At 64.0% G+C, this 21,392-nt stretch carries 20 protein-coding genes; 15 read left to right on the top strand and 5 right to left on the bottom strand.

Features of this window, described 5'->3' with window-relative positions; translation table 11 throughout:
* Positions 1-20: 20 nt before the first annotated feature.
* Together ACM6IP_RS15515 and ACM6IP_RS15510 are read right to left on the bottom strand one after the other, a co-directional pair.
* Complete coding sequence (locus ACM6IP_RS15515) at positions 21-1,058, bottom strand: AraC family transcriptional regulator ligand-binding domain-containing protein (RefSeq protein WP_414861808.1); 1,038 nt, start codon at positions 1,056-1,058, stop codon at positions 21-23.
* A gap of 9 nt (positions 1,059-1,067) precedes the next feature.
* Positions 1,068-1,982, bottom strand: a complete 915-nt coding sequence (locus ACM6IP_RS15510; RefSeq protein WP_414861807.1) for a GGDEF domain-containing protein — start codon at positions 1,980-1,982, stop codon at positions 1,068-1,070.
* Positions 1,983-2,439: 457 nt separating this feature from the next.
* Here ACM6IP_RS15510 and ACM6IP_RS15505 point away from each other — a divergent pair, with 457 nt between their 5' ends.
* From ACM6IP_RS15505 to ACM6IP_RS15485, 5 genes are all read left to right on the top strand, one after another.
* Positions 2,440-4,983, top strand: a complete 2,544-nt coding sequence (locus ACM6IP_RS15505; RefSeq protein ID WP_320332451.1) for a TonB-dependent receptor — start codon at positions 2,440-2,442, stop codon at positions 4,981-4,983.
* Positions 4,984-5,029: 46 nt separating this feature from the next.
* Positions 5,030-6,943 carry a phytase gene (locus tag ACM6IP_RS15500; RefSeq protein ID WP_414861806.1) on the top strand — a complete coding sequence of 638 codons (1,914 nt, stop codon included), beginning with the start codon at positions 5,030-5,032 and terminating at the stop codon, positions 6,941-6,943.
* A 96-nt stretch (positions 6,944-7,039) separates the two neighbouring features.
* Positions 7,040-7,750 (top strand): protein TolQ, encoded by a 711-nt coding sequence (gene tolQ, locus ACM6IP_RS15495; protein WP_095169899.1) that lies wholly within the window; start codon positions 7,040-7,042, stop codon positions 7,748-7,750.
* Between the two features lie 14 nt (positions 7,751-7,764).
* Positions 7,765-8,211 (top strand): protein TolR, encoded by a 447-nt coding sequence (tolR, locus tag ACM6IP_RS15490; RefSeq protein WP_095169900.1) that lies wholly within the window; start codon positions 7,765-7,767, stop codon positions 8,209-8,211.
* Entirely contained in the window at positions 8,208-9,011 is an 804-nt protein-coding gene (locus tag ACM6IP_RS15485) for an energy transducer TonB (RefSeq protein ID WP_414861805.1), read from the top strand. Before tolR ends, ACM6IP_RS15485 begins: the two co-directional genes overlap by 4 nt.
* Positions 9,012-9,059: 48 nt before the next feature.
* Here the strand turns inward: ACM6IP_RS15485 and ACM6IP_RS15480 are convergent, their stop codons facing one another.
* Positions 9,060-10,769: an amidase gene (locus ACM6IP_RS15480; protein WP_320332448.1), complete on the bottom strand. Its 1,710-nt coding sequence runs from the start codon at positions 10,767-10,769 to the stop codon at positions 9,060-9,062.
* A 222-nt stretch (positions 10,770-10,991) separates the two neighbouring features.
* On the opposite strand from ACM6IP_RS15480, the gene ACM6IP_RS15475 reads away from it, so the two are divergent.
* The 4 genes from ACM6IP_RS15475 (at position 10,992) to ACM6IP_RS15460 (ending at position 14,870) form a co-directional block, all read left to right on the top strand.
* Positions 10,992-11,258, top strand: coding sequence for a ParD-like family protein (locus tag ACM6IP_RS15475; protein ID WP_095169903.1), 267 nt, complete (start codon positions 10,992-10,994; stop codon positions 11,256-11,258).
* Positions 11,255-12,046, top strand: coding sequence for a type I methionyl aminopeptidase (map, locus tag ACM6IP_RS15470; RefSeq protein WP_159996525.1), 792 nt, complete (start codon positions 11,255-11,257; stop codon positions 12,044-12,046). Before ACM6IP_RS15475 ends, map begins: the two co-directional genes overlap by 4 nt.
* 90 nt (positions 12,047-12,136) lie before the next feature.
* Positions 12,137-12,589 carry a GNAT family N-acetyltransferase gene (locus ACM6IP_RS15465; protein WP_320332447.1) on the top strand — a complete coding sequence of 151 codons (453 nt, stop codon included), beginning with the start codon at positions 12,137-12,139 and terminating at the stop codon, positions 12,587-12,589.
* A 922-nt stretch (positions 12,590-13,511) separates the two neighbouring features.
* Positions 13,512-14,870, top strand: coding sequence for an MATE family efflux transporter (locus ACM6IP_RS15460; RefSeq protein ID WP_095169906.1), 1,359 nt, complete (start codon positions 13,512-13,514; stop codon positions 14,868-14,870).
* Between the two features lie 47 nt (positions 14,871-14,917).
* Here ACM6IP_RS15460 and ACM6IP_RS15455 read toward each other — a convergent pair whose 3' ends face one another.
* Entirely contained in the window at positions 14,918-15,571 is a 654-nt protein-coding gene (locus ACM6IP_RS15455; RefSeq protein ID WP_095169907.1) for a peroxiredoxin, read from the bottom strand.
* Positions 15,572-15,742: 171 nt separating this feature from the next.
* Here ACM6IP_RS15455 and ACM6IP_RS15450 point away from each other — a divergent pair, with 171 nt between their 5' ends.
* Positions 15,743-15,946, top strand: coding sequence for a hypothetical protein (locus ACM6IP_RS15450; RefSeq protein ID WP_095169908.1), 204 nt, complete (start codon positions 15,743-15,745; stop codon positions 15,944-15,946).
* A gap of 68 nt (positions 15,947-16,014) precedes the next feature.
* The gene (locus ACM6IP_RS15445) at positions 16,015-16,230 is read left to right on the top strand and encodes a hypothetical protein (RefSeq protein WP_414861804.1); all 216 of its coding nucleotides are present in this window, start codon (positions 16,015-16,017) and stop codon (positions 16,228-16,230) included.
* 10 nt (positions 16,231-16,240) lie between these two features.
* Here ACM6IP_RS15445 and ACM6IP_RS15440 read toward each other — a convergent pair whose 3' ends face one another.
* Complete coding sequence (locus ACM6IP_RS15440) at positions 16,241-17,095, bottom strand: CAP domain-containing protein (protein ID WP_414861803.1); 855 nt, start codon at positions 17,093-17,095, stop codon at positions 16,241-16,243.
* 152 nt (positions 17,096-17,247) lie between these two features.
* On the opposite strand from ACM6IP_RS15440, the gene ACM6IP_RS15435 reads away from it, so the two are divergent.
* The 4 genes from ACM6IP_RS15435 (at position 17,248) to ACM6IP_RS15420 (ending at position 20,672) form a co-directional block, all read left to right on the top strand.
* Entirely contained in the window at positions 17,248-17,871 is a 624-nt protein-coding gene (locus ACM6IP_RS15435) for a cell wall hydrolase (protein ID WP_159996515.1), read from the top strand.
* A gap of 455 nt (positions 17,872-18,326) precedes the next feature.
* Positions 18,327-19,973: a malate dehydrogenase (quinone) gene (gene mqo / locus ACM6IP_RS15430; RefSeq protein ID WP_414861802.1), complete on the top strand. Its 1,647-nt coding sequence runs from the start codon at positions 18,327-18,329 to the stop codon at positions 19,971-19,973.
* Between the two features lie 201 nt (positions 19,974-20,174).
* Positions 20,175-20,489 carry a hypothetical protein gene (locus tag ACM6IP_RS15425; protein ID WP_414861801.1) on the top strand — a complete coding sequence of 105 codons (315 nt, stop codon included), beginning with the start codon at positions 20,175-20,177 and terminating at the stop codon, positions 20,487-20,489.
* 3 nt (positions 20,490-20,492) lie between these two features.
* Entirely contained in the window at positions 20,493-20,672 is a 180-nt protein-coding gene (locus ACM6IP_RS15420; protein WP_095169917.1) for a DUF1289 domain-containing protein, read from the top strand.
* Positions 20,673-21,392 lie beyond the last annotated feature (720 nt).

Raw genomic sequence — 21,392 nt, 5'->3', positions numbered from 1 at the left:
TTTCGATAGCCTGCGGCGTTTCAAGCTCCACAGAACAACTGGCGGATCAGGTTGGGGGTGCTGCCGGTCCAGCGCTTGAACGAGCGCCGAAAGTTCGCCGGGTCGTTGAAGTTCAAGTAGGCCGCGACTTCCTCGTTGTTCATACCCTTGACCTGGTACAGGTAGAGCGCCACATGTTTGCGCACCAGGTCGACCTGCTGCTGAAAGCCGGTGTCGTGCTTGTGCAACTTGCGCTTGAGGGTGGCCGGGCTCATGGCGAAGGCGTGAGCCGCCTGCTCCAGGCTCGGCGCCTGGCGGACTTGGCTTTGCAGGTAACGGTACAGGCAGGCGAGAAAACTGCTGGCATGGCCCAACTGGTCCAACTGCTGCTGGGCTTCCTGGCGTGCGACCTGGCCGGCCGTGGCGGAGGCGCCGGGCCAGGCTTGCGTCAGGTACTGGCGGGGAATGCGCATCATGTCCAGCGGGCGCTGGAACTGGGTTTGCTCGCCCAGGTGCACCCAGTACTGTTCGACATAACGGGGCTCGTCGGAGCTTAAACTGCATTGCCAGGGCAGGCGCTGGCCACTGAGCCATTGGCTCATGGCGACCAGCGAGGTCATGCTCGCTTCCAGCAGGAAGCGCCACTGCTCGCCCGCGCCGCAGCTGTCGAGCCAGTAGAAGTAGGCGTACTGCTCATCCAGCACCAGTTGCGGGGTGACCAAGGGACTGAGCAGCGCCTGCTGCTGGACCAGGGTGTCGAGAGCCTGGTGCAGGTTCTGCGCGTGGCGCAGGGCATGGCTGGCGGCACCGTAATGCCCCGGCAACAGACGCTGGCCAAACAGGAAGCTGCTGTCGTCGGCGTCGAGCAGCCGCTTGCTGTTGCCAATCAAGGCGAAGAACTGCTGGGGACTGAGGCGGGTCTGGCCGGCCAGGATGTCCTCATGGAACAGCCCGGTGCCGCGCAACAGGCGATGGCTGTCGATATCCCGCGAGAGGGCCAGGTCGATCAGGGTCGCCGGCTGGTAGTGCCCGGGAATGAAGCGACTGTCGTTTTCGTACCACAGGGTTTTGCAGGTCATGTGCGCGCCTCAGGCCGTCTTGGCCAGCGGCTGCTTGGCCCGGGCCAGCGCCAGGTTCAGGCGTTTGAGCAACTGCTCGGGGGATTCGTCCATGGCCATCACCACCGCGGTGCTTGCCGACAGGTGCAGGCGTTCGCCGTGCTGGCGGGTTTTGTGGGCCAGGCCGTGCACCGCCTGTTGCAGCTCCAGTGCCAGTAACCGCGCCTGGCTTTCGCCGGTGTTGGCCAGCACCACCACAAAACGATCGCCGGCCAGGCGGCAGAGCAGGTCCTGGCGCCGCAGGTTGAGCAGCAGCAAGTGACTCACGGCCTGCAGCACGGCGTCGCCTTCAGCGTGACCACAGGCCTGGTTGATGGCGGCGAAGTTGTCCAGGTCCAGGGCCAGCAGCGACAGCGGTTGCTGCTGCTCCAGGCTTTCCGCGAGGCTGCTGGCCAGTTGGCGCTTGAGATAGTCGGCACCGCCCAAGGGCGTGAGCTTGTCGAACAGCCGGTGTTCGCGAAACAGCCGCTCGCGTTTTTCCATCTGCGCGCTGATCGCCAGTTGTTCGCGGTGCCAGTGGTAGATGCCCAGGGTCAGCAGGAGCATGCCCACCGGCATCGGCCCGGACTCCAGCCAGTGATCCCAGGTGATGCTGTCGGGCAGGCGGATAAACTCGTCGAGGCTGTCGATCCACCAGGAGAAAAAGATGCAGCCCAGGCCTAGCACCAGGTAATTGGTGACCCGCCCGGCGGGCCGACTTTTCAGCACCAGGCCCAGCCAGACCAGGGCCAGCAGGGCCGAGCCGCCTTCACCGACGATATCCAGCCAGACCCATTCGCCGACGCTTTTCAACTCGCCGCAGGCCAGGTGCAGGAGCAGCCCCAGGTTGGCGGCCAACAGCAGCAGGAGCAGTTTCCAGCGGTGGGGTTTGAGTACCGAGAACATGGCCGTGATCCTTTGGCGAACGAGCAATGCGCGCCAGCACAGCAGATGTCTGTGACAGTTGGGTGACAGGGCAGGGAGGTCGAATCAGCTCAGCCTGGGACACGCGATTTTTGCGCCACCCAGCGCGTGATGCCTGGAAAATCGCCGTCGCGAGCAAGCGGAGCGCCGCCCGGCCTCTCCCACAGTAAATCTGGTTGCCTGCAAATCTTGCGTACGGCCACTAAACCTGTGGGAGCGAGCTTGCTCGCGATGCTCTCAAGTCAGAGCAAAATGCTGATCGGCCCCCTCGTATCAGAGGTCAAATCAGCTCACTGTCCCAGGAAAACCGCGCTAAACCCCCTGTTTACCGGGCCATCTGGCAGTGGCTGTCACAGAACCGTCATTCCCCACCCCTAGCGTGCCCTCCCAGTTGCCGGGCGTCTTGCCTGGCGTTATCGGACTCTTGGGGGGGACCACCATGTACCAGCGCAGCAGCCACCCGCGCAGCGGCACCGCCGGGCTTGTCAGTTTCACGCTGACCGCCCTGGCCCTGGCGATAGCCAGCGACCGCTTGCACGCCGCCGAAACCGCCGGCCAGACCGAGCACATCGAAGTGGTCGGCCAGGCTGCCAGTATCGATCAGGCGCTCAAGGAACAGCGCCGCTCCGACAGCATCAAGAGCGTGGTGCATGCCGACGGCGTGGCGCAATTGCCGGACGAGAACGTGGCCGAGGCGGTGCAACGCCTGCCGGGGATCAGCGTCGAACGCGACCAGGGCGAAGGCCGGTTTGTCAGCGTGCGGGGCCTGGGACCGGACCTCAACAGCGTGACCATCAACGGCACCCTGGTGCCCTCGCCGGAAAGCGAGCGCCGCGCCGTGGCCCTCGATGTATTGCCGGCGGAGCTGGTGCAATCGCTTTCGGTGATCAAGACCCTGACCCCGGACATGGATGCCAACTCCCTCGGTGGCACCGTGGATGTGCAGAGTCTGTCGGCCTTCGATCATCAGGGCCTGTTCTATACCGGCAGCAGCGAGGCCAGCTATGACCAGAACAGCCATCAGACCAGCCCGAAATTTTCCGGGGCGATCAGCGACCGCTTCAGCCTCGGCGATGGCATCGACAACTTCGGCGTGGCCGCGGCGCTGAGCTGGCAGAAGCGTGACTTCGCTTCGGACAACGTCGAGACCGGCGGCGCCTGGGACTTCGAGCGGGGCGCACGGCTCGAGGAGTTCGAGCAGCGTGACTACGACATCAGTCGGGAGCGCAGCGGCGGCGGCCTGAACTTCGATTACAAGCCCGACGACCTGAGCAGCTATTACCTGCGCACCCTCTACAGCCGCTACAAGGACAGCGAGACGCGCAACTCCACCAGCATCGAGTTCGCCGAGCCCCAGGCCGCCGGTGAACTGGGGGACGCCGATGGCAAGCGCAAGCTCAAGCAGCGCGAGGAAACCCAGGAAATCCAATCCTACGTGCTGGGTGGCGAGCGCCTGCTGGGCCTGTGGACCCTCAGCGGCCAGGCCGGTTACAGCCGCTCCAGCGAAGACAGCCCGGGGCACATCGCCAATGCCGCCTTCAGCGGCGCCGAGGACTTTGCCGGCAGTGGTTTCTACGACAGCGAAAAGCCGCGGCTGATCATCGGCCAGGACTTCTACAACCCCGACAACTTCAGCCTCGACAAGGTCGACTGGGAACAGCAGAAAACCACCGACACCGAGAAAAACCTGCGCCTGGACCTGGCCCGCGACTATGACCTCAGCGGGTATGCGTCGCAGGTCAAGTTCGGCGGCAAGGTCAGCCGGCGCAACAAAGACAACGACCTCGACGCCTGGGTCTATGAGGACTTCGACGACCTGGGGTTCAGTGATGAACAGCTCAACCTCAGCCAGTTCCAGAAGGGCAAGGTGCACTACCGTCTCGGCGAGTTCGGTCCGGGCATCAGTGGCAGCGCGATCAAGGACCTGATCGGCGGCCTCGACCGGGCGGACTTCTATGACGAGACCGAGTCACGGGTCAACGACTTCAAGATGAGCGAGGACATCAACGCCGGCTACCTGATGAACACCCTGGACATCGACGATTGGCGCTTCATTGCCGGCATGCGCTACGAAGGCACCGAGTTTGCGGCCAAGGGCACCGGGGTCAACGACGGCGAGTTCGAGGCCAGCGACAGCAAGAGCAGCTATCACCACTGGTTGCCCGGCCTGCACGCGCGCTACCAACTGGACAAGAACACCCAGGTGCGCGCGGCCTGGACCAAGTCCGTGGTGCGGCCGACCTTCGGTCAACTGGCGCCGGGGTTTGTCATCGACGATGACGAGGCGACCTTTGGCAACCCCAACCTCAAGCCCCTGGAGTCGAGCAACCTGGACCTGGGCATCGAGCACTACATGGGCCGTGCCGGCACGGTCTCGGCGTTCGTGTTCTACAAGGACATCCAGAACTTCGTCTACAACACCGACGTCGCCGGCAGCGGTGCCTGGGTTGATTTCTCCGAGGCCCACACCTTCACCAACGGTGACAGCGCCAAGCTCTACGGGCTGGAACTGGCCTACTCGCAGAAATACGACTGGCTGCCCGCCCCCTGGAACGGCCTGCTGCTGGGCGCCAACGCCACTTTCAGCCGTTCTGATGCGCAGATTGAAGGCTTCGACGCCGCCAGCGGCAGCAACCGCAAGCGCAGCATCGACCTGCCGAGCCAGTCGGACACCGTCGGCAACCTGATGCTCGGCTGGGAAGACGACAAGCTCAGCCTGCGCCTGTCGGCCAACTACAAGTCCGACTACCTCTATGAGCTGGCCGCGATCAACGACAAGGCCCACGACCTGCACGTGGATGCCCAGACCTTCGTTGACTTCAGTGCGCGTTACTCGCTGACCAAGAACCTGCAGGTCAACTTCGAGGCGCAGAACCTCACGGACGAGTCGTACTACGTCTACACCGGCCACGGCGCCTACAACGCCCAATACGAAGAGTACGGCCCGACCTTCAAGCTCGGCCTGACCTTTACCCATTTTTGATTCCCTGCGGACCACAGATTCGGGCAATACATCACCAAGGACTTCCATGACTATTTCGTTTTCCCCCAAGCGCTGCCTGTTGGCCGCCTTGATCTGCCTGGGCACGGGCCAGGCGTTGGCCGCCGGGCCGAAGTTGACTCTCAGCCCCTGGGCCCCCGGTCTCACTGTGGATGCACTGGCGTTCTTGCCGGCCGACCTCGGCCCGCAGCGCCTGGCGGCCAGTGAGCGCGATGGCTTGCTGTTGCTAGACGAACAAGGTGCGCCGCTGGCCAACCTGGCTGGCACTTTCAGTGGCCTGGACCGCCGGGCTGCCGGCCAGCAGGTGCTGTTGGCCAGTCTCGACAACAGTCGGCAGCAGGCACTGCTGGTCAGCCTTGATCCGCGCCAGCGGCGTTTTGGCCAGCCGGTGTATCTGCCAACGCGGGACTTTGCGGTCAATGGCCTGTGCCTGTACCGCGACGACGCCAGCAACCTGTTCCTGTTCCTGGTGGGCGAGGAGGGCAAGGGTGAGCAGTGGCTGGTGGGCCACGGTGCACAGTTGAACCCGCAACCGCAGCGGGTTCGAGGTTTGCCGCTGCCGCCTTCGGCGCAGTTCTGCCAGGTCGACGATGGCGCCAACCAGTTACTGGTCAACGAGGAAAACGTCGGCTGGTGGGCCTATCCGGCCCACTCTGAGGCCGAGGTGTTGCGGGTGCCGGTGGCCCTGCGCAAGCCCTTTGGCGATATCAGCCAGGAGGCCGGGGCCATGGCGCTGGTGCCGGGCGGCGTGGTCGGGCTCGACCCCAAGGCGGCCCAGCTGCACCTGTATCAGCAGCAGGACGCTGCCTGGAGCACCGTGGCAAAACTGCCGGTGAGTGAGTTGAAAGAACCGCAGAACCTCGCCCTGCGGGCCACCGCCAATGGCCTGCAGCTGTTGCTGCGTGATGACGACGACGGGCGTCTGTACCAGGGCGAACTGGACTGGCAGGCCAAGCCTGTGCCCTTGGCACCGGTGCTGCCGAGCGTCGGCGCGCTGGCCCAGAGTGACCCGGTCGGGCGCCAGGGCGATGCGGCGGACGATCCGGCGATCTGGATTCACCCGCAACAACCGGCCTTGAGCCGGGTCCTGGGCACCAACAAAAAGCAGGGACTGTTGGCCTATGACCTGCAAGGCAAGCTGCTTCAGGAGTTGTCGGTGGGGCGCCTGAACAATGTCGACGTGCGGCCCAACTTCAAGCTCGGCCAGCAGACGGTCGACCTCGCGGTGGCGAGTAATCGCGATCACAACAGCCTCAGCCTGTTCAGCATCGACCGCAGCAGCGGTGAGTTGCGCGAGGCCGGCGAGATCGCCACGCCGCTCAAGGACATCTATGGCATCTGCCTGTTCCAGCCCGCCAGTGGCGAGCTGTATGCAATTGCCAACGGCAAGGATGGCACCTTCCTGCAATACCGCCTGAGTGCACCCAGTGGTGTGGTGCAGGGTGAGTTGGTGCGCCAGTTCAAGGTCGACAGCCAGCCCGAAGGCTGTGTGGCCGACGATCAACGCCAGCGCCTGTTCCTCGGCGAAGAGGACGTTGGGGTCTGGGCGGTGGATGCTCGTGCCGATCAGCCGGCGCAGTTGACCAGCGTGATCAAGGTCGGCCCGCAACTGCACGCCGATGTAGAGGGCCTGGCGCTGTATCAAAGCCCGGGCCATGACTATCTGGTGATCTCCAGCCAAGGCAACGACAGCTACCTGGTGCTGGACGCCGAGCCGCCCTTCGCCTCCCGCGGGGCCTTTCGGGTCGGCCTGAATGCGCCGGCCGGCATCGACGGTGCCGCAGAAACCGACGGCCTGGAGGTCACCGCGGTCAACCTCGGCGGGGCCTGGAGCAAGGGCATGCTGGTGGTGCAGGACGGGCGCAAGCGGATGCCCGAACAGACCCAGAACTTCAAGTTCGTGCCTTGGGCCGAGGTCACCCAGGCGCTGCAATTGCCCTGACCTCGGCTGTCATCAACCTGTCATCGGTTTTTCATCGAATAGCCTGGCGGCCGTTGCACGGCAACCGCCACCGGGCACCCACCAAGGAGCTTCACCATGCAGGCCACACTGGAACACATGACCGTCTGGGGGCTGATCAGCGACGCCAGTCTGTTGGTCAAAGCCGTCATGCTCACGTTGTTGCTGGCGTCCGTACTTAGCTGGTACCTGATCATTGCCCGCAGCCGTGTGCTGCGCCAGCGCGAGCGCCAGGCCAATGCGTTTATCCAGCGCTTTCGCAGTGCCCCGGACTTGCAGCCGTTGTACCGCGAGACCGCGCAGAGCAGCGATCCTGAGGCCGGCATCGAGCCGGTGTTCCATAGCGGCCTACAGGCCTTCAGCCAACTGCGCCAGCACCCCGGCAACAATCCCGAGGTGGTGCTCGAGGGCGTGGAGCGAGCCATGTTCGTGGCCCTCAGCGAGCAGGAGATCAAGCTGGAAAAGGGCCTGCAGTTTCTCGCCACGGTCGGTTCGGTCAGCCCTTACATCGGCCTGTTCGGCACCGTGTGGGGGATCATGAACTCCTTCCTCGGCCTGTCCCAGGTGCAGCAGGCAACCTTGTCCACGGTGGCGCCGGGCATCGCCGAAGCGCTGATTGCCACCGCTATCGGCCTGTTTGCGGCGATTCCCGCGGTGATCGCCTACAACCGTTTTTCTGCACGCAGCCAGACCCTGCTGACCCGTTACTACGCCTTCGGCAATGAGCTGCAAGTACGCCTGCATCGCACGTTGCACGGCGGCTCCATCAACCTGGCCGTAGCCGCCTGAGCAGGAGAGAGCCAATGTTAGTCAGGCCGCAACGCAAACACGGGCCCAAGGCCGAAATGAACGTCGTGCCCTATATCGACGTGATGCTGGTGCTGTTGGTGATCTTCATGGTCACCGCGCCGATGCTCACCCAGGGCGTGAAGATCGAGCTGCCCAAGGTCGCCAGCGAAGCCCTGGCCACTGACAGCCGCCAACAGATCCTCACGCTGTCGGTGCAGGCTGGGGGCGGTTACTCCTGGAACCTGGGAGGGGAACTCGACACCCAGCAGCAGACCGACAGCGCGCTGACCCTGGACGAGATGCGGGCCAAGGTCACGGACATCGTTGCGGCCAACAGCCAGACCCAGGTCTATATCCGCGCCGACAAGGACGCTGGCTACGGCACGGTGGTGGCGGCCATGGCGGCGTTGCAGCAGGGCGGGGTGAGCAACCTCGGACTGGTTACCGAGGCGCCGCAATGACCAGCATGAGCATGGCCCACCCAGCCCTGGTGTTGCCACGCGCCGATCAGTCGGGGTTCTGGCGCAATAGCCTGGCGGCGGGCCTGGCAGTGGCGCTGCATGTGCTGGTCCTGGCGTTGCTGGTGCACACTTGGTCGGTGGCGCCACCAGCGCCAGCGCCGGCTGCGGTGCTGCGGACCCAATTGGTGATGTTGCCCCCGGCGCCGCCAGCCCCGGTCCCCGCCGCTGAACCGCTGCCGGCGGTGGTCGAGCCTGCACCGCCTGCGCCGGTAGTGGCCGCGCCGGTACCAGCGGCTCCGGCAGCGGTCAAACCGGCAGTCGACCCGCAGATCCAGGCCCGCAAATTGGAACAGGCGAGCCTCGCTCGCAAGCGGGTCGAAGAGCAGCGCACTCGCGAGGCCGAGCAACACCGCCAGCGCGTGGCCCAGGAGCAGCGCAGCCGCGAAGCCGAGCAGCAACGCCTGGCCCAGCAGCAGGCAGACCAGGCGCGCCAGGCAGCCGAACGCACGCGCCAGCAGGCGGCGGCCGACAGTCGTCAGTACCTGCCGTTGAGCAAGGAGGCGCCGGATTATCCGCAGCGAGCCCTGGACAAGAACATCGAGGGCGACTGCTCGGTGGAATACACCGTCAACCCCCAGGGCAAAGTGGAAAACCCGCGGGTGCTCGACGGCTGCCATCCGTTGTTCATGCGTCCGTCACTGGCGGCGGCCAACACCTTTCGCTATCAGCCACGCATGGTGGACGGTCGCGCGGTGGCTGTACCAGCGGTGCGCAATACCTTTCATTACCGGATCAAGTGAGACGCGGGGCAGGGGACTGGCGCCAGGGCGGCGCCAGTCCCGCGCAGGTCACAGTGGCGGGGTGCGCGGCGGGACCTGGCGCTTGGAACCTGTGGACTCGAACGCCGAGGCAAACCGCAGCAGCGCCGAGTCGTCATAGGCCCGACCGGCAAAGGTCAGCCCGACGGGCATGCCGATGTCCGGCATGACGCCCATGGGCACGGTGACGGTCGGCACGCCCAGGTGGCGGATCGCGAGGTTGCCGTTGGCCACCCACACGCCGTTGCTCCAGGCGATATCCGCGGCCGCCGGATCGACATCGGCATTGGCCGGCGCCACGTCGGCGACGGTGGGGAACAGCACGGCGTCGAGCCCCAGGCGGTCCATCCACTCCTCGAGGTCGATGCGCCGGGTCTGTTCCAGGCCGCGCAGGCCGTCAGGCACCGTGCTGATCTGGTCCCAGGGGGTGATGCCGCGTTCGGCCATGCGCACGTATTCGTCCATGCCGGCGACCAGGTCACCTTCGCGGTTGGGCAGGGTGCCGGGGTCGTGGGGGAAAATCAGCGCACCGTCGACGTCCACCAGGCGCTGCAACTGCGGATCGCCGTTGGCCTGCAGGAAATCGTCGAAGGCCCAGGCTGTCAGGTCCCACAGTTCGTGATGGAGGAACTCCTTGGACACCAGGCCGCGGGTAAACACGGTCGGCGCGCCGGGGCGATCGCCTTCGCAGTTGGAGACCAGCGGGAAGTCCACCTCGAGGACTTCTGCACCAGCCGCTTCCAGGGCCTGGCGTGCCTCTTGCCAGAGACCGATCACCGACTCGCGGGTGTGGATGCGCTGCCCGGTCGGGCCACCGATTCCCGGCGCGGCGCTGGTCCCGGCCTCCGGGTCGGCATTGATGAACATACGGGGCACGCCGAAGCGTTTGCCGGCGAGGGCTGCGGCGTTGGCGGCCAGTGCCGGGTAGGACGCCGGACGCACCGAGGCCACGCTGGGGATCGGCACCCAGGGTTGCAGGCGCCACAGGTCGCCACGGGTATCGGGGTCCTCGGCGACCACGATGTCGAGGACTTCCAGCAGGTCGGCCATGGTGCGGGCAAAGGGCACCACCACGTCCATGGTCGGGGTCAGCGGCCAGTTGCCGCGCACCGAGATCACCCCGCGCGATGGCGTGTAGGCACACAAGCCATTGTTCGACGCCGGCCCACGACCGCTCGACCAGGTTTCCTCGGCCAGGCCGAAGGCGGCAAAACTGGCGGCGGTCGCAGTGCCGGCACCGTTGGAGGAGCCGGAGGCGAAGGGCGCGGTGAGGTAGGCGGCGTTGTACGGGCTTTCGGCGCGGCCGTAGACCCCACGCTGCATGCCGCCATTGGCCATGGGCGGCATGTTGGTCTTGCCCAGGCAGATTGCGCCGGCGCCGCGCAGCCGTTCGATGGTGAACGCATCGCGGTAGGCGATCAAATTGGCGAAGGCCGGGCTGCCGGAGGCGGCGGTGAGGCCCTTGACCAGGTAGCTGTCCTTGGCGGTGTAGGGGATGCCATCCAGCGGTCCGAGTGTCTGGCCCTTGGCGCGCCGCTCATCGCTGGCCCGGGCTTCCTGCAGCGCGTCCGGGTTGGCCACCACCACGGCATTCAGCGCGGTGGGGGTGTCGGCGCCATCGTAGGCGGCGATTCGCGCAAGATAGGCCTGGACCAGCTCAACCGAAGTTGTCCGGCCGGATTCGAGCGCAGCCCGCAGCTGCGCAATGGATACCTCGGTGACCTCAAACTGCTGTTTCATATCGGCTCTCGTTGCACTGTATTACCCGCCAGGGTCCGGGCTTGCGCCCTGAGCGGGCTATTTAACACCAAGGCGCGGCTAAAAGAAGCAGGCCAAGGTTTTTTCGCGGCGTGTCACGCCAAGGGAAGGCCGCCTTCGCCCACCTGTGCAATCCGCCAATTGCGATCGCGCCCTGGATTGGCTTAATATACGAAACGTATACATTTCATATTGAGTTACGCCATGGGTATCGTAAAAATTTCCGAAGGCATGCATGAGAACCTGCGTGTCGCCAGTGATGCGCTCAGTCGCTCGATCAACGCCCAGGCCGAGCACTGGATGCGTATCGGCATGTTGAGTGAGTTGCATCCCAACCTCGACCACAGCGATATCTGCCGTTTGCTGATTCGTGCCGAACAGGCCGGTGGCCTCGACTTGAACCAACTGTGCGCACCGGCGGACCAGGCCTTGAGCCCGGCAGTGCGGGCGGTCGGGGGGACCTCGCGATGAGTGCGAAAGTCCCGCTCAATACCCCGGCACAGATCGCCCAGTCGCGTACGGCCGGGATGCTCGCCGCCGAAGTGCTGGCGATGATCACCCCGCACGTCAAGGCGGGGGTCACCACCGATCAACTGGATAAAATCTGCCACGACTACATCGTCAACGTGCAGCAAGCCATTCCCGGCAACGTCGGTTATCACGGTTTCCCGAAAACCGTATGCACCTCGGTCAACCAGGTGGTCTGCCATGGCATTCCCTCGGGCAAGGCCCTGCAGGACGGCGACATCCTCAACATCGACATCGCGGTGGTCAAGGACGGCTGGTACGGCGACACCAGCCGCATGTACTTCGTCGGCGAACCCAGCGCGGACGCCCGGCGCCTGGTCGAGACCACCTATGAAGCCATGTGTGCGGGGATCCGCACCGTGCGCCCGGGCTCGACCCTGGGTGACATCGGTCATGCGATCCAGACCGTGGCCCACCGCGAGGGCTACAGCGTGGTGCGCGAGTACTGCGGTCACGGTATCGGCAAGGTCTATCACGACGAGCCGCAGGTGCTGCACTACGGCCATCCCGGCCAGGGCCTGATCCTCAAGCCGGGGATGATCTTCACCATTGAGCCGATGCTCAACGCCGGCAAACCCCACACCCGCACCCTGGGCGATCGCTGGACGGTGGTGACCAAGGATCACTCACTTTCGGCACAGTGGGAGCACATGGTGGCGGTGACCGCCGATGGCTTCGAGGTGCTGAGCCCCTGGCCGGACACCCCGGCCGGGTTTGCCCCGATTGTTTGATCGCGGGGCCTGGCGCTCAGAAAAGCCCGTGGGTGGCTGGCGGGCTTGGCTAGACTTCAGGATCGAGCCCTGACCTGATCCGAGTTGCCCATGACCCTTGAACTGCTGCGCGCCGATGCTTCCCGTGTGGATCAAGTTGCCGGCCTGTTCGATGCCTACCGAGGTTTCTACGGCCAGCCAGCGAACCTGCCTCAATCGCGGCAGTTCCTCGCCGAGCGCCTGGCCCGCGACGAGTCGGTGATCTTCTATGTGCAGGATGCGTCCGGCCAGGCGCTGGGTTTCGTGCAGCTGTACCCCAGTTTCTCCTCGATCGATGCCCATCGCACCTGGCTGCTCAGCGACCTGTTCACCGCCTCCCAGGCCCGCGGGCGCGGAGTAGGGAGCTTGTTGATGAACGCCGCCCGGGAGTTCGCCGTGGCCACCGGGGCCAAGGGTTTGGTCCTGGAAACTGCCACGGACAACCACACTGCGCAGCGCCTCTACGAATCGCTGGGCTACGTCCGCGACCCGGGCTACTACACCTATTGCCTGGACCTGAAATAACCCGGCACCGGGCCCATCCGGCACTGTGCTACTCGCTCAAGGCCTCCATGGTGGTTACCAAAATCCGGATGCATACCTTCGCTCAGCCTGCCGATGGGGCAGGTGGATCAAGAGCTGCAGGCGAGCTAACGCTCGGCCTGTTGAGTGGCAAGGGCGGGCGAGGCGGCCTACCGGCCTGCTTTTCCCTGGTGTATGAATCTCCCCTGTGGGAGCGGGCTTGCCCGCGATGGGGCCATCCCGGATTACCGCAATCTATGGGCACGCCGTAAATCCTGTGGGAGCGAGCTTGCTCGCGATGGTCGTCAACGTTGACGCGCACTGCCTGATGCACCGCGCCGTCCTTGCGATTATCGCTGGCAAGCCAGCTCCCACAGGTCCCTGCATATACCGGACACTGTGGAGCGGGTGCCCGCTTGCGGCTTGCTCGCGATGGGGCCATCCCGGATTACCGCAATCTATGGGCACGCCGTAAATCCTGTGGGAGCGAGCTTGCTCGCGATGGTCGTCAACGATGCCGCGCACTGCCTGATGCACCGCGCCGTCCTTGCGATTATCGCTGGCAAGCCAGCTCCCACAGGTCCCTGCATATACCGGACACTGTGGAGCGGGCGCCCGCTTGCGGCCTGCTCGCGATGGGGCCATCCCGGATTGCTGCAATCTATGGGCACGCCGTAAATCCTGTGGGAGCGGGTGCCCGCTTGCGGCTTGCTCGCGATGGTCGTCAACGATGCCGCGCACTGCCTGGATGAACGAAGTGACCAAAAAATGCGTGCTGCCTTAGCCTCAGAACGCTTGGACCAGGATTATGGCACCGCTATACCCATTCCCTTGTCACCTCACTTCCCTCCACCAGGCCCGGTAGAAGCGATTTGGCGTAGACTGCGGCGAGCACATTCTCTTGCCTGTCCGAGATGGATCCTCCATGCACAACCCGGTTTCGCCGCGCCCCCTCTGGAAAACCTACCTGCTGTTCCTCGCCCCGATGGTGCTGTCGAATTTCCTGCAGTCGATGTCGGGCACGGTCAACAGTATTTACATCGGTCAGATGCTTGGTACCCAGGCGCTGGCGGCGGTGTCCGGGATGTTCCCCATCGTGTTTTTCTTCATTGCCCTGGTGATCGGCCTGGGCGCTGGAGCCGGGGTGTTGATTGGGCAGGCCTGGGGCGCGCGTGAGCCGGCGATGGTCAAGGCCATCGCCGGCACCACGCTGCTGCTGGGGGCGCTGATCGGCCTGGTCGCGGCGCTGCTCGGCAGTGTGTTCGCCCGGCAGGCATTGCAGGGCTTGGGCACCCCGGCGGACGTGCTGGAGGATGCGGTCGCCTACGCCCGCGTGATGATGTGGACCATGCCGCTGCTGTTGGTGTTTGTGCTGTTCACCCAGTTGTTGCGCGGGGTCAGCGATACGCTGTCGCCGCTGTTGGCGCTGGTGGTCTCGACCTGCATTGGCCTGTTGCTGACGCCGGCGTTGATTCGCGGCTGGTTCGGCTTGCCCGAGATGGGGATTCAGAGTGCGGCGTGGGCCGGGCTGGCGGGTAACCTGGCGGCGATGCTGTGGTTGGTCTGGCACTTGAACCGCAAGGCTCATGTGCTGGCCCCGGATCGTGCGTTGCTGGCCGCGATGCGCCTGGACCGGGTGATCCTGGCCAAAGTGCTGCGGATTGGCTTGCCCACGGGGCTGCAGATGGTGGTGATTTCGCTGTCCGAACTGGTGATCCTGGCGCTGGTCAACCAGCACGGCTCCCAGGCCACGGCGGCGTACGGCGCGGTCACGCAGATCGTCAACTACGTGCAGTTTCCCGCGCTGTCGATCGCCATCACCGCCTCGATCCTCGGGGCCCAGGCCATTGGTGCCGGACGCGTCGAGCGCATTGGCCCGATCCTGCGCACGGGCCTGTTGATCAACGTCTGGTTGACTGGCGGCCTGGTGCTGCTGGGCTACCTGTTGTCGCACTGGCTGCTGGGGTTGTTCATCACGGAACCGGCGACCCAGGCGCAGGCCCAGCATCTGCTGCACATCATGCTCTGGAGCATGCTGGTGTTCGGCTTCCAGTCGGTGATCGGTGGGATAATGCGGGCCAGCGGTACGGTGCTGGTGCCGGTGGCGATCTCGCTGTTTTGCATCCTCGGTGTCGAGTTGCCGGTGGCCTACCTGCTCAATGCACGTTTCGGTCTGCCTGGGGTGTGGATGGCCTTTCCAGTGGCCTACCTGAGCATGCTGGCACTGCAGACTGCCTACTACCGGCTGGTGTGGCGCCATCAGAAGATCGAACGCCTGGTGTAAGGCAAGCGCCCGTGCCGTCGTTACGGCCGGGCGGCTGTCGTTTGCGTTTACTTCGGCGCCGCGGTGGTGCGCAGATACGGCAGGTGGATGTCCAGGCTGCCGTACTTGTCCCGGGCCTGCTCATCGTTGAGCGCCAGGGCGACGATTACATCCTGTCCCGCCTGCCAATTGGCCGGAGTCGCCAGCGGTACGTTGTAGGTCAACTGCAAGGCATCCAGGGCGCGCAGCACCTCGGCAAAGTTACGCCCGACGGACATCGGGTAGGTCATCGACAACTTGAGTTTCTTGTCCGGGCCGATGATGAATACCGAACGCACCGTGGCGGTGTCGGCGGCCGTCCGGCCATCGGGCAGGTAGGCTTCGGCGGGCAGCATGTCGAACGCCTTGGAGACAGCCAGGCCCTCGTCGGCAATGATCGGGAAGTCGGCCCTGGCGCGGCAGAAGCCTTCGATGTCGGTCTTCCACTGGGTGTGCGAGTCGGCACTGTCCACGGACACGCCGATCACCTGGGTACCACGCTTGGCCCATTCGGCGGCCAGTTGCGCCACCGCGCCGAATTCGGTGGTGCATACCGGGGTGAAATCCTTGGGATGAGAAAACAGGATCGCCCAGCCCGAGCCGATCCAGTCATGGAACTGGATCGGGCCCTGGTCCGTGTCGGCGCTGAAGTCGGGGACGAGGTCGTTGATGCGCAATGCCATGGGAGTCTCCTTGAGTCGTGGGATGAGGTACAGGCCTGACTCAGCCTAGTCGGGATTTGCCGCCTGGCCCGGCAGCCGCAAACCGTTCGTCATCTCGCCCGCACCCCGGCGCATGGCCGCCTTCCAACGAGTACGGCCCAGGCTTTCTGGACCTCAATCGGTGAGGTGACTATGTCTACTGACTCGAGTTTCCAGGACGAACCCCTGGACGATGATCCATCCACTGCCGATCCGGCACCGGAGGACGATCCTCGGTTGTCCGATCCGCTGGCGCGTCCGGATGTGGTACCTCGCAAACGGCCTGAGGACTGGAACGAACCCAGCGAGGGCGATGGCATTCCCAGCGACAAGGATATGCCGCTGCCCAATGACTGATCACTCCTTGAGCCACACGCCTGGCGGGGCCTGGTGCCCCTCAGGCGTCTTGAATGAGGTGCACGATGATGTCCATGTTTACCCCGAATGAACCCAGCCCCAGTGACCCACCGGATCCGGCCCGGCAACACGATCCGGTGACTGACCCCAACGTCAATGGCGATCCCGATCGCCAGGACCAGGGCACTGATGTCGAGCGTCCGATGGACCCGGATGCGCCCGGCGCCAACCCCCAGGTACCATCGCCTGACGAGCCGACGCCGTTGTCGGATGACCGGCGTTAAGGCGCGTGGTTTATGGCGTGCCGAACAGGCTGGTCCAGTAGATGCCGGCGTCACTTTTCGGGTCCACCGCATAGGCCGCGCCCAGCTCGCTGAATTGCGGGTTCATCAGGTTGGCGCAGTGCCCGGGGCTGGACAGCCAGCCGTCGAGCACTTTGCGCGGGGTGTCCTGGCCGGCGGCGATGTTCTCGCCCACCAGTTGGCCGCTGTAGCCGGCCAGTTCCGCGCGGTCGCCGGGAGTGCGGCCGTCGCGGTCCTTGTGATCGAAGAAATTGTTGTTGGCCATCGACCGGCTGTGATCCTGGGCGGCAGTGGCGAGCGTGGCGTTCCAGGCCAGGGGCGTGGTGGCGCTGAATGCCTGGGTGCCGCACTGGCGCGGTTGGGCGCGGGCGCTGTTGATCAACTCCAGGAGCTTCTGGCCTTCGGTTTGCCAATCCCCCAGGCGTCCACTCAATAGCGGCCGCGCCAGGACGATGCGCCATGTCGGGCCAGCGCGGCTGACCCCGATATCGACGAACTGCGGGTCGAGCACCACCTGGCAAAAACTTTCCTGCACCGCTTTCATCGCCGCCTGGGCATTGAGTGGGCCCTTGAGGGTGATCGCCTGCACGTTGACCATCGGGTACGCCGCGCGGGCCATGGCCTGTTGCAGGTCGCCGAGATTGCTGTCGGGGGACAGTACCAGTCGCGGGTCGGCCGCCAGCGCAGGCAGTTCGCCGGCGGCCTGGCCCGCGCAGCGCTGGATCTGGCTGCGATAGGTGTTGATCGACTCCACCAGTTGGCTTTCCTCGGTGGCCGCCGCGCTGTTGGCAAAGCCGATTGCCAGCGACAACGTGGCAAGACGCAAAATGGATGACAGGACGCGCATGGAAGTCTCCCTTGAACTGACTGGGCACATGATGCGCGATCTTGCCCCGGGTCGCGCAATGGGTTTTTACTTCGCAGCTACGCTTAAGCCTGTCAATCGGCCGCAGTGTCGACTGTTTGGGCCCGTCGCCAATCTATCAGCAGGGTGCGCTCATGCGTTGCATCTGGATGGTCAGTGGTTTGCTATTCGCGCTCCTGGGTAGTCAGGCAGTCGCGGCACAAACGGCGCAAAAACCGGCCGCGGTGGTCGAGGACAAGGCCGAGGTCCTCGAGCAGAAAGTCGTCGACAAGGCCGGGACGGCTCCGGTGCCCAAGACCCAGGCCATCACCCCCAGCGAGGTGCAGGTGGTCGATCCGGTAGGCAAGGCGCCGCTGGATGATGCCATCACCTGCCTGTCGCGGACGATCTACTGGGAGGCTAAGGGTATCTCCACGGCCGACATGGAAGCGGTGGCCAGCGTGGTGATGAACCGCCTGGGCCATGAAGGTTTTCCCGACACCGTGTGTGGCGTGGTCAAGCAGGGCGTCGAGACCCGCGCCTGCCAGTTTTCCTGGTGGTGCGACGGTCGCTCGGATCAGGTCCGGGAGGAGGGCGAGTACACCGAGGCCAAGGAGATCGCGCGCAAGGCCCTCAACCAGCAACTCAAGGACCGCACCCTGGGCGCCTTGTATTTCCATGATCGCAATGTGAAACCCGACTGGTCGCGCACGTACATCAAGACCGCCGAGACCGGTAAGTTTCTGTTCTACAAGCCGCGTAATGGCACGGCGCAGTAAGGGGCCAATTTAAACGGTTTTTGCCAATGGCCGCTGCAGGCGCTAATCAAGCGGTTTTGCGGGTTCGTTGAGCGCCGCACCTGAGGTAGAATGCCGCGGCACGGAGGCTCGCGGCCTCGGGGATCATGGGCATCCGGCGTCTTCAGGCGTTGGGTGTGAGTGCCGCGAAGCGGTTGACGGGCGTATTTGAGCAAGCGGGTCTACTCTGTTTAATCACTGCGCTTGAAGTTGTATCCGAAATTAGTGTCACCCATGTAGCTGAAGCCAATGACTTACAAGAAAGTCAGCACGGGAGGGGCCTAAACGTGAAGTCGACAGTGTTTGTCGGCCTTATATGTTCACCCACCGATCTTCCTGAGTGCGGGGTTCGTCGGCATGCGCCAGTGCATGTTGCCAGCCAGGGCGCCTCATGATCGTGAACGGGGTGAATGGCGTTCTATCCTAGGTATTACCGAATGTTAAAAAAAATGAACAAGGGGCTACTTGGCCTGGCCATGTCGATGGCCCTGATGCCTGTGCATGCAGCTGAAACCAAAAAAGTCGATGTGCTGCTGATCGGTGGCGGCATCATGAGTTCCACCCTGGGTGTCTGGCTCAACGAACTTGAGCCTGGCCTGTCGATGGAGATGGTCGAGCGTCTCGACGGCGTCGCCCTGGAAAGCTCCAACGGCTGGAACAACGCCGGTACCGGCCACTCCGCCCTGGCTGAGCTGAACTACACGCCGGAAGACAAGAACGGCAAGGTCGAAATCCCCAAGGCCATTGAAATCAATGAAGCCTTCCAGATTTCCCGTCAGTTCTGGGCCTGGCAGGTCAAGAACGGCGTCCTGAAAGATCCTCGTTCGTTCATCAACTCCACGCCACACATGAGCTTTGTGTGGGGCGACGACAACATCAAGTTCCTCAAGAAGCGCTACGAAGCCCTGCAGGCCAGCCCGCTGTTCGCTGGCATGCAGTACTCCGAAGACCCGGCCCAGATCAAGCAATGGGTCCCGCTGATGATGGAAGGCCGTGATCCGAACCAGAAGATCGCCGCCACCTGGTCGCCCCTGGGCACCGACGTCAACTTCGGCGAGATCACCCGCCAGTTCGCCGGTTACCTGCAGACCAAGCCGAACTTCTCGCTGAAAGTGTCGAGCGAAGTCGAAGACATCGCGCGCAACGAGGACGGCACCTGGCGTGTGTCCTACAAGAACCTGAAAGACGGTAGCGAAACCCAGACCGACGCCAAGTTCGTGTTCATCGGCGCTGGTGGCGGTGCCCTGCACCTGCTGCAGAAGTCCGGTATCCCGGAAGCCAAGGAATATGCCGGTTTCCCGGTGGGTGGTTCGTTCCTGGTCACCGAGAACCCGACCATTGCCCAGCAACACCTGGCCAAGGCCTACGGCAAGGCGTCGGTTGGCGCACCGCCGATGTCGGTTCCGCACCTGGATACCCGCGTGCTGGATGGCAAGCGCGTGATCCTGTTTGGCCCATTCGCGACCTTCTCCACCAAATTCCTCAAGGAAGGCTCGTACTTCGACCTGCTGACCAGCACCACCACCCACAACTTCTGGCCAATGACCAAGGTGGGCATCGAGCAGTACCCACTGGTTGAATACCTGGCCGGTCAGTTGATGCTGTCGGACGCCGACCGCATGAACGCCCTGAAGGAATACTTCCCGAACGCCAAGGCTGAAGACTGGCGTCTGTGGCAGGCCGGTCAGCGCGTGCAGATCATCAAGCGTGACGAAGAGAAGGGCGGCGTGCTGAAGTTGGGCACCGAGATCGTGGCTTCGCAAGACGGCAGCATCGCCGGTTTGCTGGGCGCATCGCCAGGCGCTTCGACCGCAGCACCGATCATGCTCAGCGTGCTGGAGAAGGTCTTCAAGGACAAGGTGGCGACCCCGGCCTGGCAGGAAAAACTGCACCAGATCGTGCCGAGCTACGGTACCAAGCTCAACGATGATCCAGCCCGTGTAGCCCAGGAATGGGCTTACACCAGCGAGGTCCTGCAACTGGATCCGCCGCCGGCGATCAACCCGTCCCTGGCGCCGGCTGCAACCCCGGCAGCCCCGGCCAAGCCTGTGCCGAGCAACCCAGCGGCCGACATGGCGCTGTAAGACCTTGGGCGCCCTTCAGCCCGTTTGAGGGGCGCGCAGGTTTTCAATCGATGTGAAAAAGCCCAGCTTAGTGCTGGGCTTTTTTGCGTTTGGCCTGCACAAGGCTCGCAGAAAAACCGGTCCACGCTCACCAGCGCCCGCTGAGTGGGCGCCGGTCACGTATGATGGCCGCTTTAGCCGCCCGTCATTCAAGGAACCCCCATGGCACTGAGTAAACGCGAACAGGCGCACATCGAGCGGCGCCTGATCGCTACCCTGACCGAGGCTTGCGAAACGGCCAAGGCCGAGATTGTCGGCTTCTGTTGGTTGACCCACGAGGTCGACTATCAACGGTTTCCCGCCAGCCTGCGGGTGACCTGGGTGTTCGAGACGCAGGCCCAGCTGGATCGGGCACTGGCCCGCGGTGAGGGTGAGCGCATGCTCGAGCTGACGGCAGTCGCATTGCGCGAGGCCGAGGTGCCAATCCAGCAGGTTGCAGCTCACGTGCAGTTCGCCTGCGAAGCGCTGCGTGGTTGAACCATGGCCAAGGACATCGAGAACCCGTGCATTGCCGTCTGCCAGTTGAGCGGCGAGTTGTGTGTCAGCTGCGGCCGGACCAAGGACGACATCCGCCAATGGAAACGCATGAAGCGCCCGGAAAAGATGGCGGCGGTGCAACGGGCCACGCTGCGTTTGAAGAAACTAAAAAAATCCAGCTGAACTGACTACCCGCTCTTTTTGGTGGGAGAGAGTCGGGCGGCGCTCCGTCTGCCCGCGATGGTCGTCAACGATGACGCGTACAGGCTGACACCCAGCAGCGCCCTCAGGCTTTTCGCGGGCAAGCCCGCTCCCACAGGTTCAGTGGGTGCATGCAGGATTTGCAAGCACCGCAAATTACTGTGGGTGCATGCAGGATTTGCAAGCACCGCAAATAACGGTGGGAGCGGGCTTGCCCGCGATGGTCGTCAACGATGACGCGTAAAGTCTGACACCCCGCAGCGCCCTCAGGCTTTTCGCGGGCAAGCCCGCTCCCACAAGTTCTGTGGGTGTATGCGGGATCTGCAAGCACTGCAAAGTACTGTGGGAGCGGGCTTGCCCGCGATGGTCGTCAACGATGACGCGTGCAGTCTGACACCCAGCGGCGCCCTCAGGCTTTTCGCGAGCAGGGCCGCAAGCGGGCACCCGCTCCTACAGGTTCTGTGGGTGTATGCGGGATCTGCAAGCACTGCAAATTACTGTGGGAGCCGGCCTGCCCGCGATGGTCGTCAACGATGACGCGTACAGTCTGACACCCAGCAGCGCCCTCGGGCTTTTCGCGGGCAAGCCCGCTCCCACAGGTTCAGTGGGTGCATGCAGGATTTGCAAGCACCGCAAATAACGGTGGGAGCGGGCTTGCCCGCGATGGTCGTCAACGATGACGCGTACAGTCTGACACCCAGC

The organism is Pseudomonas sp. IT-P176, assembly GCF_949767245.1.
In the GTDB taxonomy this organism is placed as follows: domain Bacteria; phylum Pseudomonadota; class Gammaproteobacteria; order Pseudomonadales; family Pseudomonadaceae; genus Aquipseudomonas.
Note: the sequence above shows the minus strand (reverse complement) of the source record. Positions and strands in the feature narration are given on the sequence as shown.

Bases quoted from the DNA above. Each gene is read 5' to 3' on its own strand.
- ACM6IP_RS15515 (WP_414861808.1), bottom strand. From the start codon at position 1,058: ATGACCTGCAAAACCCTGTGGTACGAAAACGACAGTCGCTTCATTCCC.
- ACM6IP_RS15510 (WP_414861807.1), bottom strand. From the start codon at position 1,982: ATGTTCTCGGTACTCAAACCCCACCGCTGGAAACTGCTCCTGCTGCTG.
- ACM6IP_RS15505 (WP_320332451.1), top strand. From the start codon at position 2,440: ATGTACCAGCGCAGCAGCCACCCGCGCAGCGGCACCGCCGGGCTTGTC.
- ACM6IP_RS15500 (WP_414861806.1), top strand. From the start codon at position 5,030: ATGACTATTTCGTTTTCCCCCAAGCGCTGCCTGTTGGCCGCCTTGATC.
- tolQ (WP_095169899.1), top strand. From the start codon at position 7,040: ATGCAGGCCACACTGGAACACATGACCGTCTGGGGGCTGATCAGCGAC.
- tolR (WP_095169900.1), top strand. From the start codon at position 7,765: ATGTTAGTCAGGCCGCAACGCAAACACGGGCCCAAGGCCGAAATGAAC.
- ACM6IP_RS15485 (WP_414861805.1), top strand. From the start codon at position 8,208: ATGACCAGCATGAGCATGGCCCACCCAGCCCTGGTGTTGCCACGCGCC.
- ACM6IP_RS15480 (WP_320332448.1), bottom strand. From the start codon at position 10,769: ATGAAACAGCAGTTTGAGGTCACCGAGGTATCCATTGCGCAGCTGCGG.
- ACM6IP_RS15475 (WP_095169903.1), top strand. From the start codon at position 10,992: ATGGGTATCGTAAAAATTTCCGAAGGCATGCATGAGAACCTGCGTGTC.
- map (WP_159996525.1), top strand. From the start codon at position 11,255: ATGAGTGCGAAAGTCCCGCTCAATACCCCGGCACAGATCGCCCAGTCG.
- ACM6IP_RS15465 (WP_320332447.1), top strand. From the start codon at position 12,137: ATGACCCTTGAACTGCTGCGCGCCGATGCTTCCCGTGTGGATCAAGTT.
- ACM6IP_RS15460 (WP_095169906.1), top strand. From the start codon at position 13,512: ATGCACAACCCGGTTTCGCCGCGCCCCCTCTGGAAAACCTACCTGCTG.
- ACM6IP_RS15455 (WP_095169907.1), bottom strand. From the start codon at position 15,571: ATGGCATTGCGCATCAACGACCTCGTCCCCGACTTCAGCGCCGACACG.
- ACM6IP_RS15450 (WP_095169908.1), top strand. From the start codon at position 15,743: ATGTCTACTGACTCGAGTTTCCAGGACGAACCCCTGGACGATGATCCA.
- ACM6IP_RS15445 (WP_414861804.1), top strand. From the start codon at position 16,015: ATGTCCATGTTTACCCCGAATGAACCCAGCCCCAGTGACCCACCGGAT.
- ACM6IP_RS15440 (WP_414861803.1), bottom strand. From the start codon at position 17,095: ATGCGCGTCCTGTCATCCATTTTGCGTCTTGCCACGTTGTCGCTGGCA.
- ACM6IP_RS15435 (WP_159996515.1), top strand. From the start codon at position 17,248: ATGCGTTGCATCTGGATGGTCAGTGGTTTGCTATTCGCGCTCCTGGGT.
- mqo (WP_414861802.1), top strand. From the start codon at position 18,327: ATGTTAAAAAAAATGAACAAGGGGCTACTTGGCCTGGCCATGTCGATG.
- ACM6IP_RS15425 (WP_414861801.1), top strand. From the start codon at position 20,175: ATGGCACTGAGTAAACGCGAACAGGCGCACATCGAGCGGCGCCTGATC.
- ACM6IP_RS15420 (WP_095169917.1), top strand. From the start codon at position 20,493: ATGGCCAAGGACATCGAGAACCCGTGCATTGCCGTCTGCCAGTTGAGC.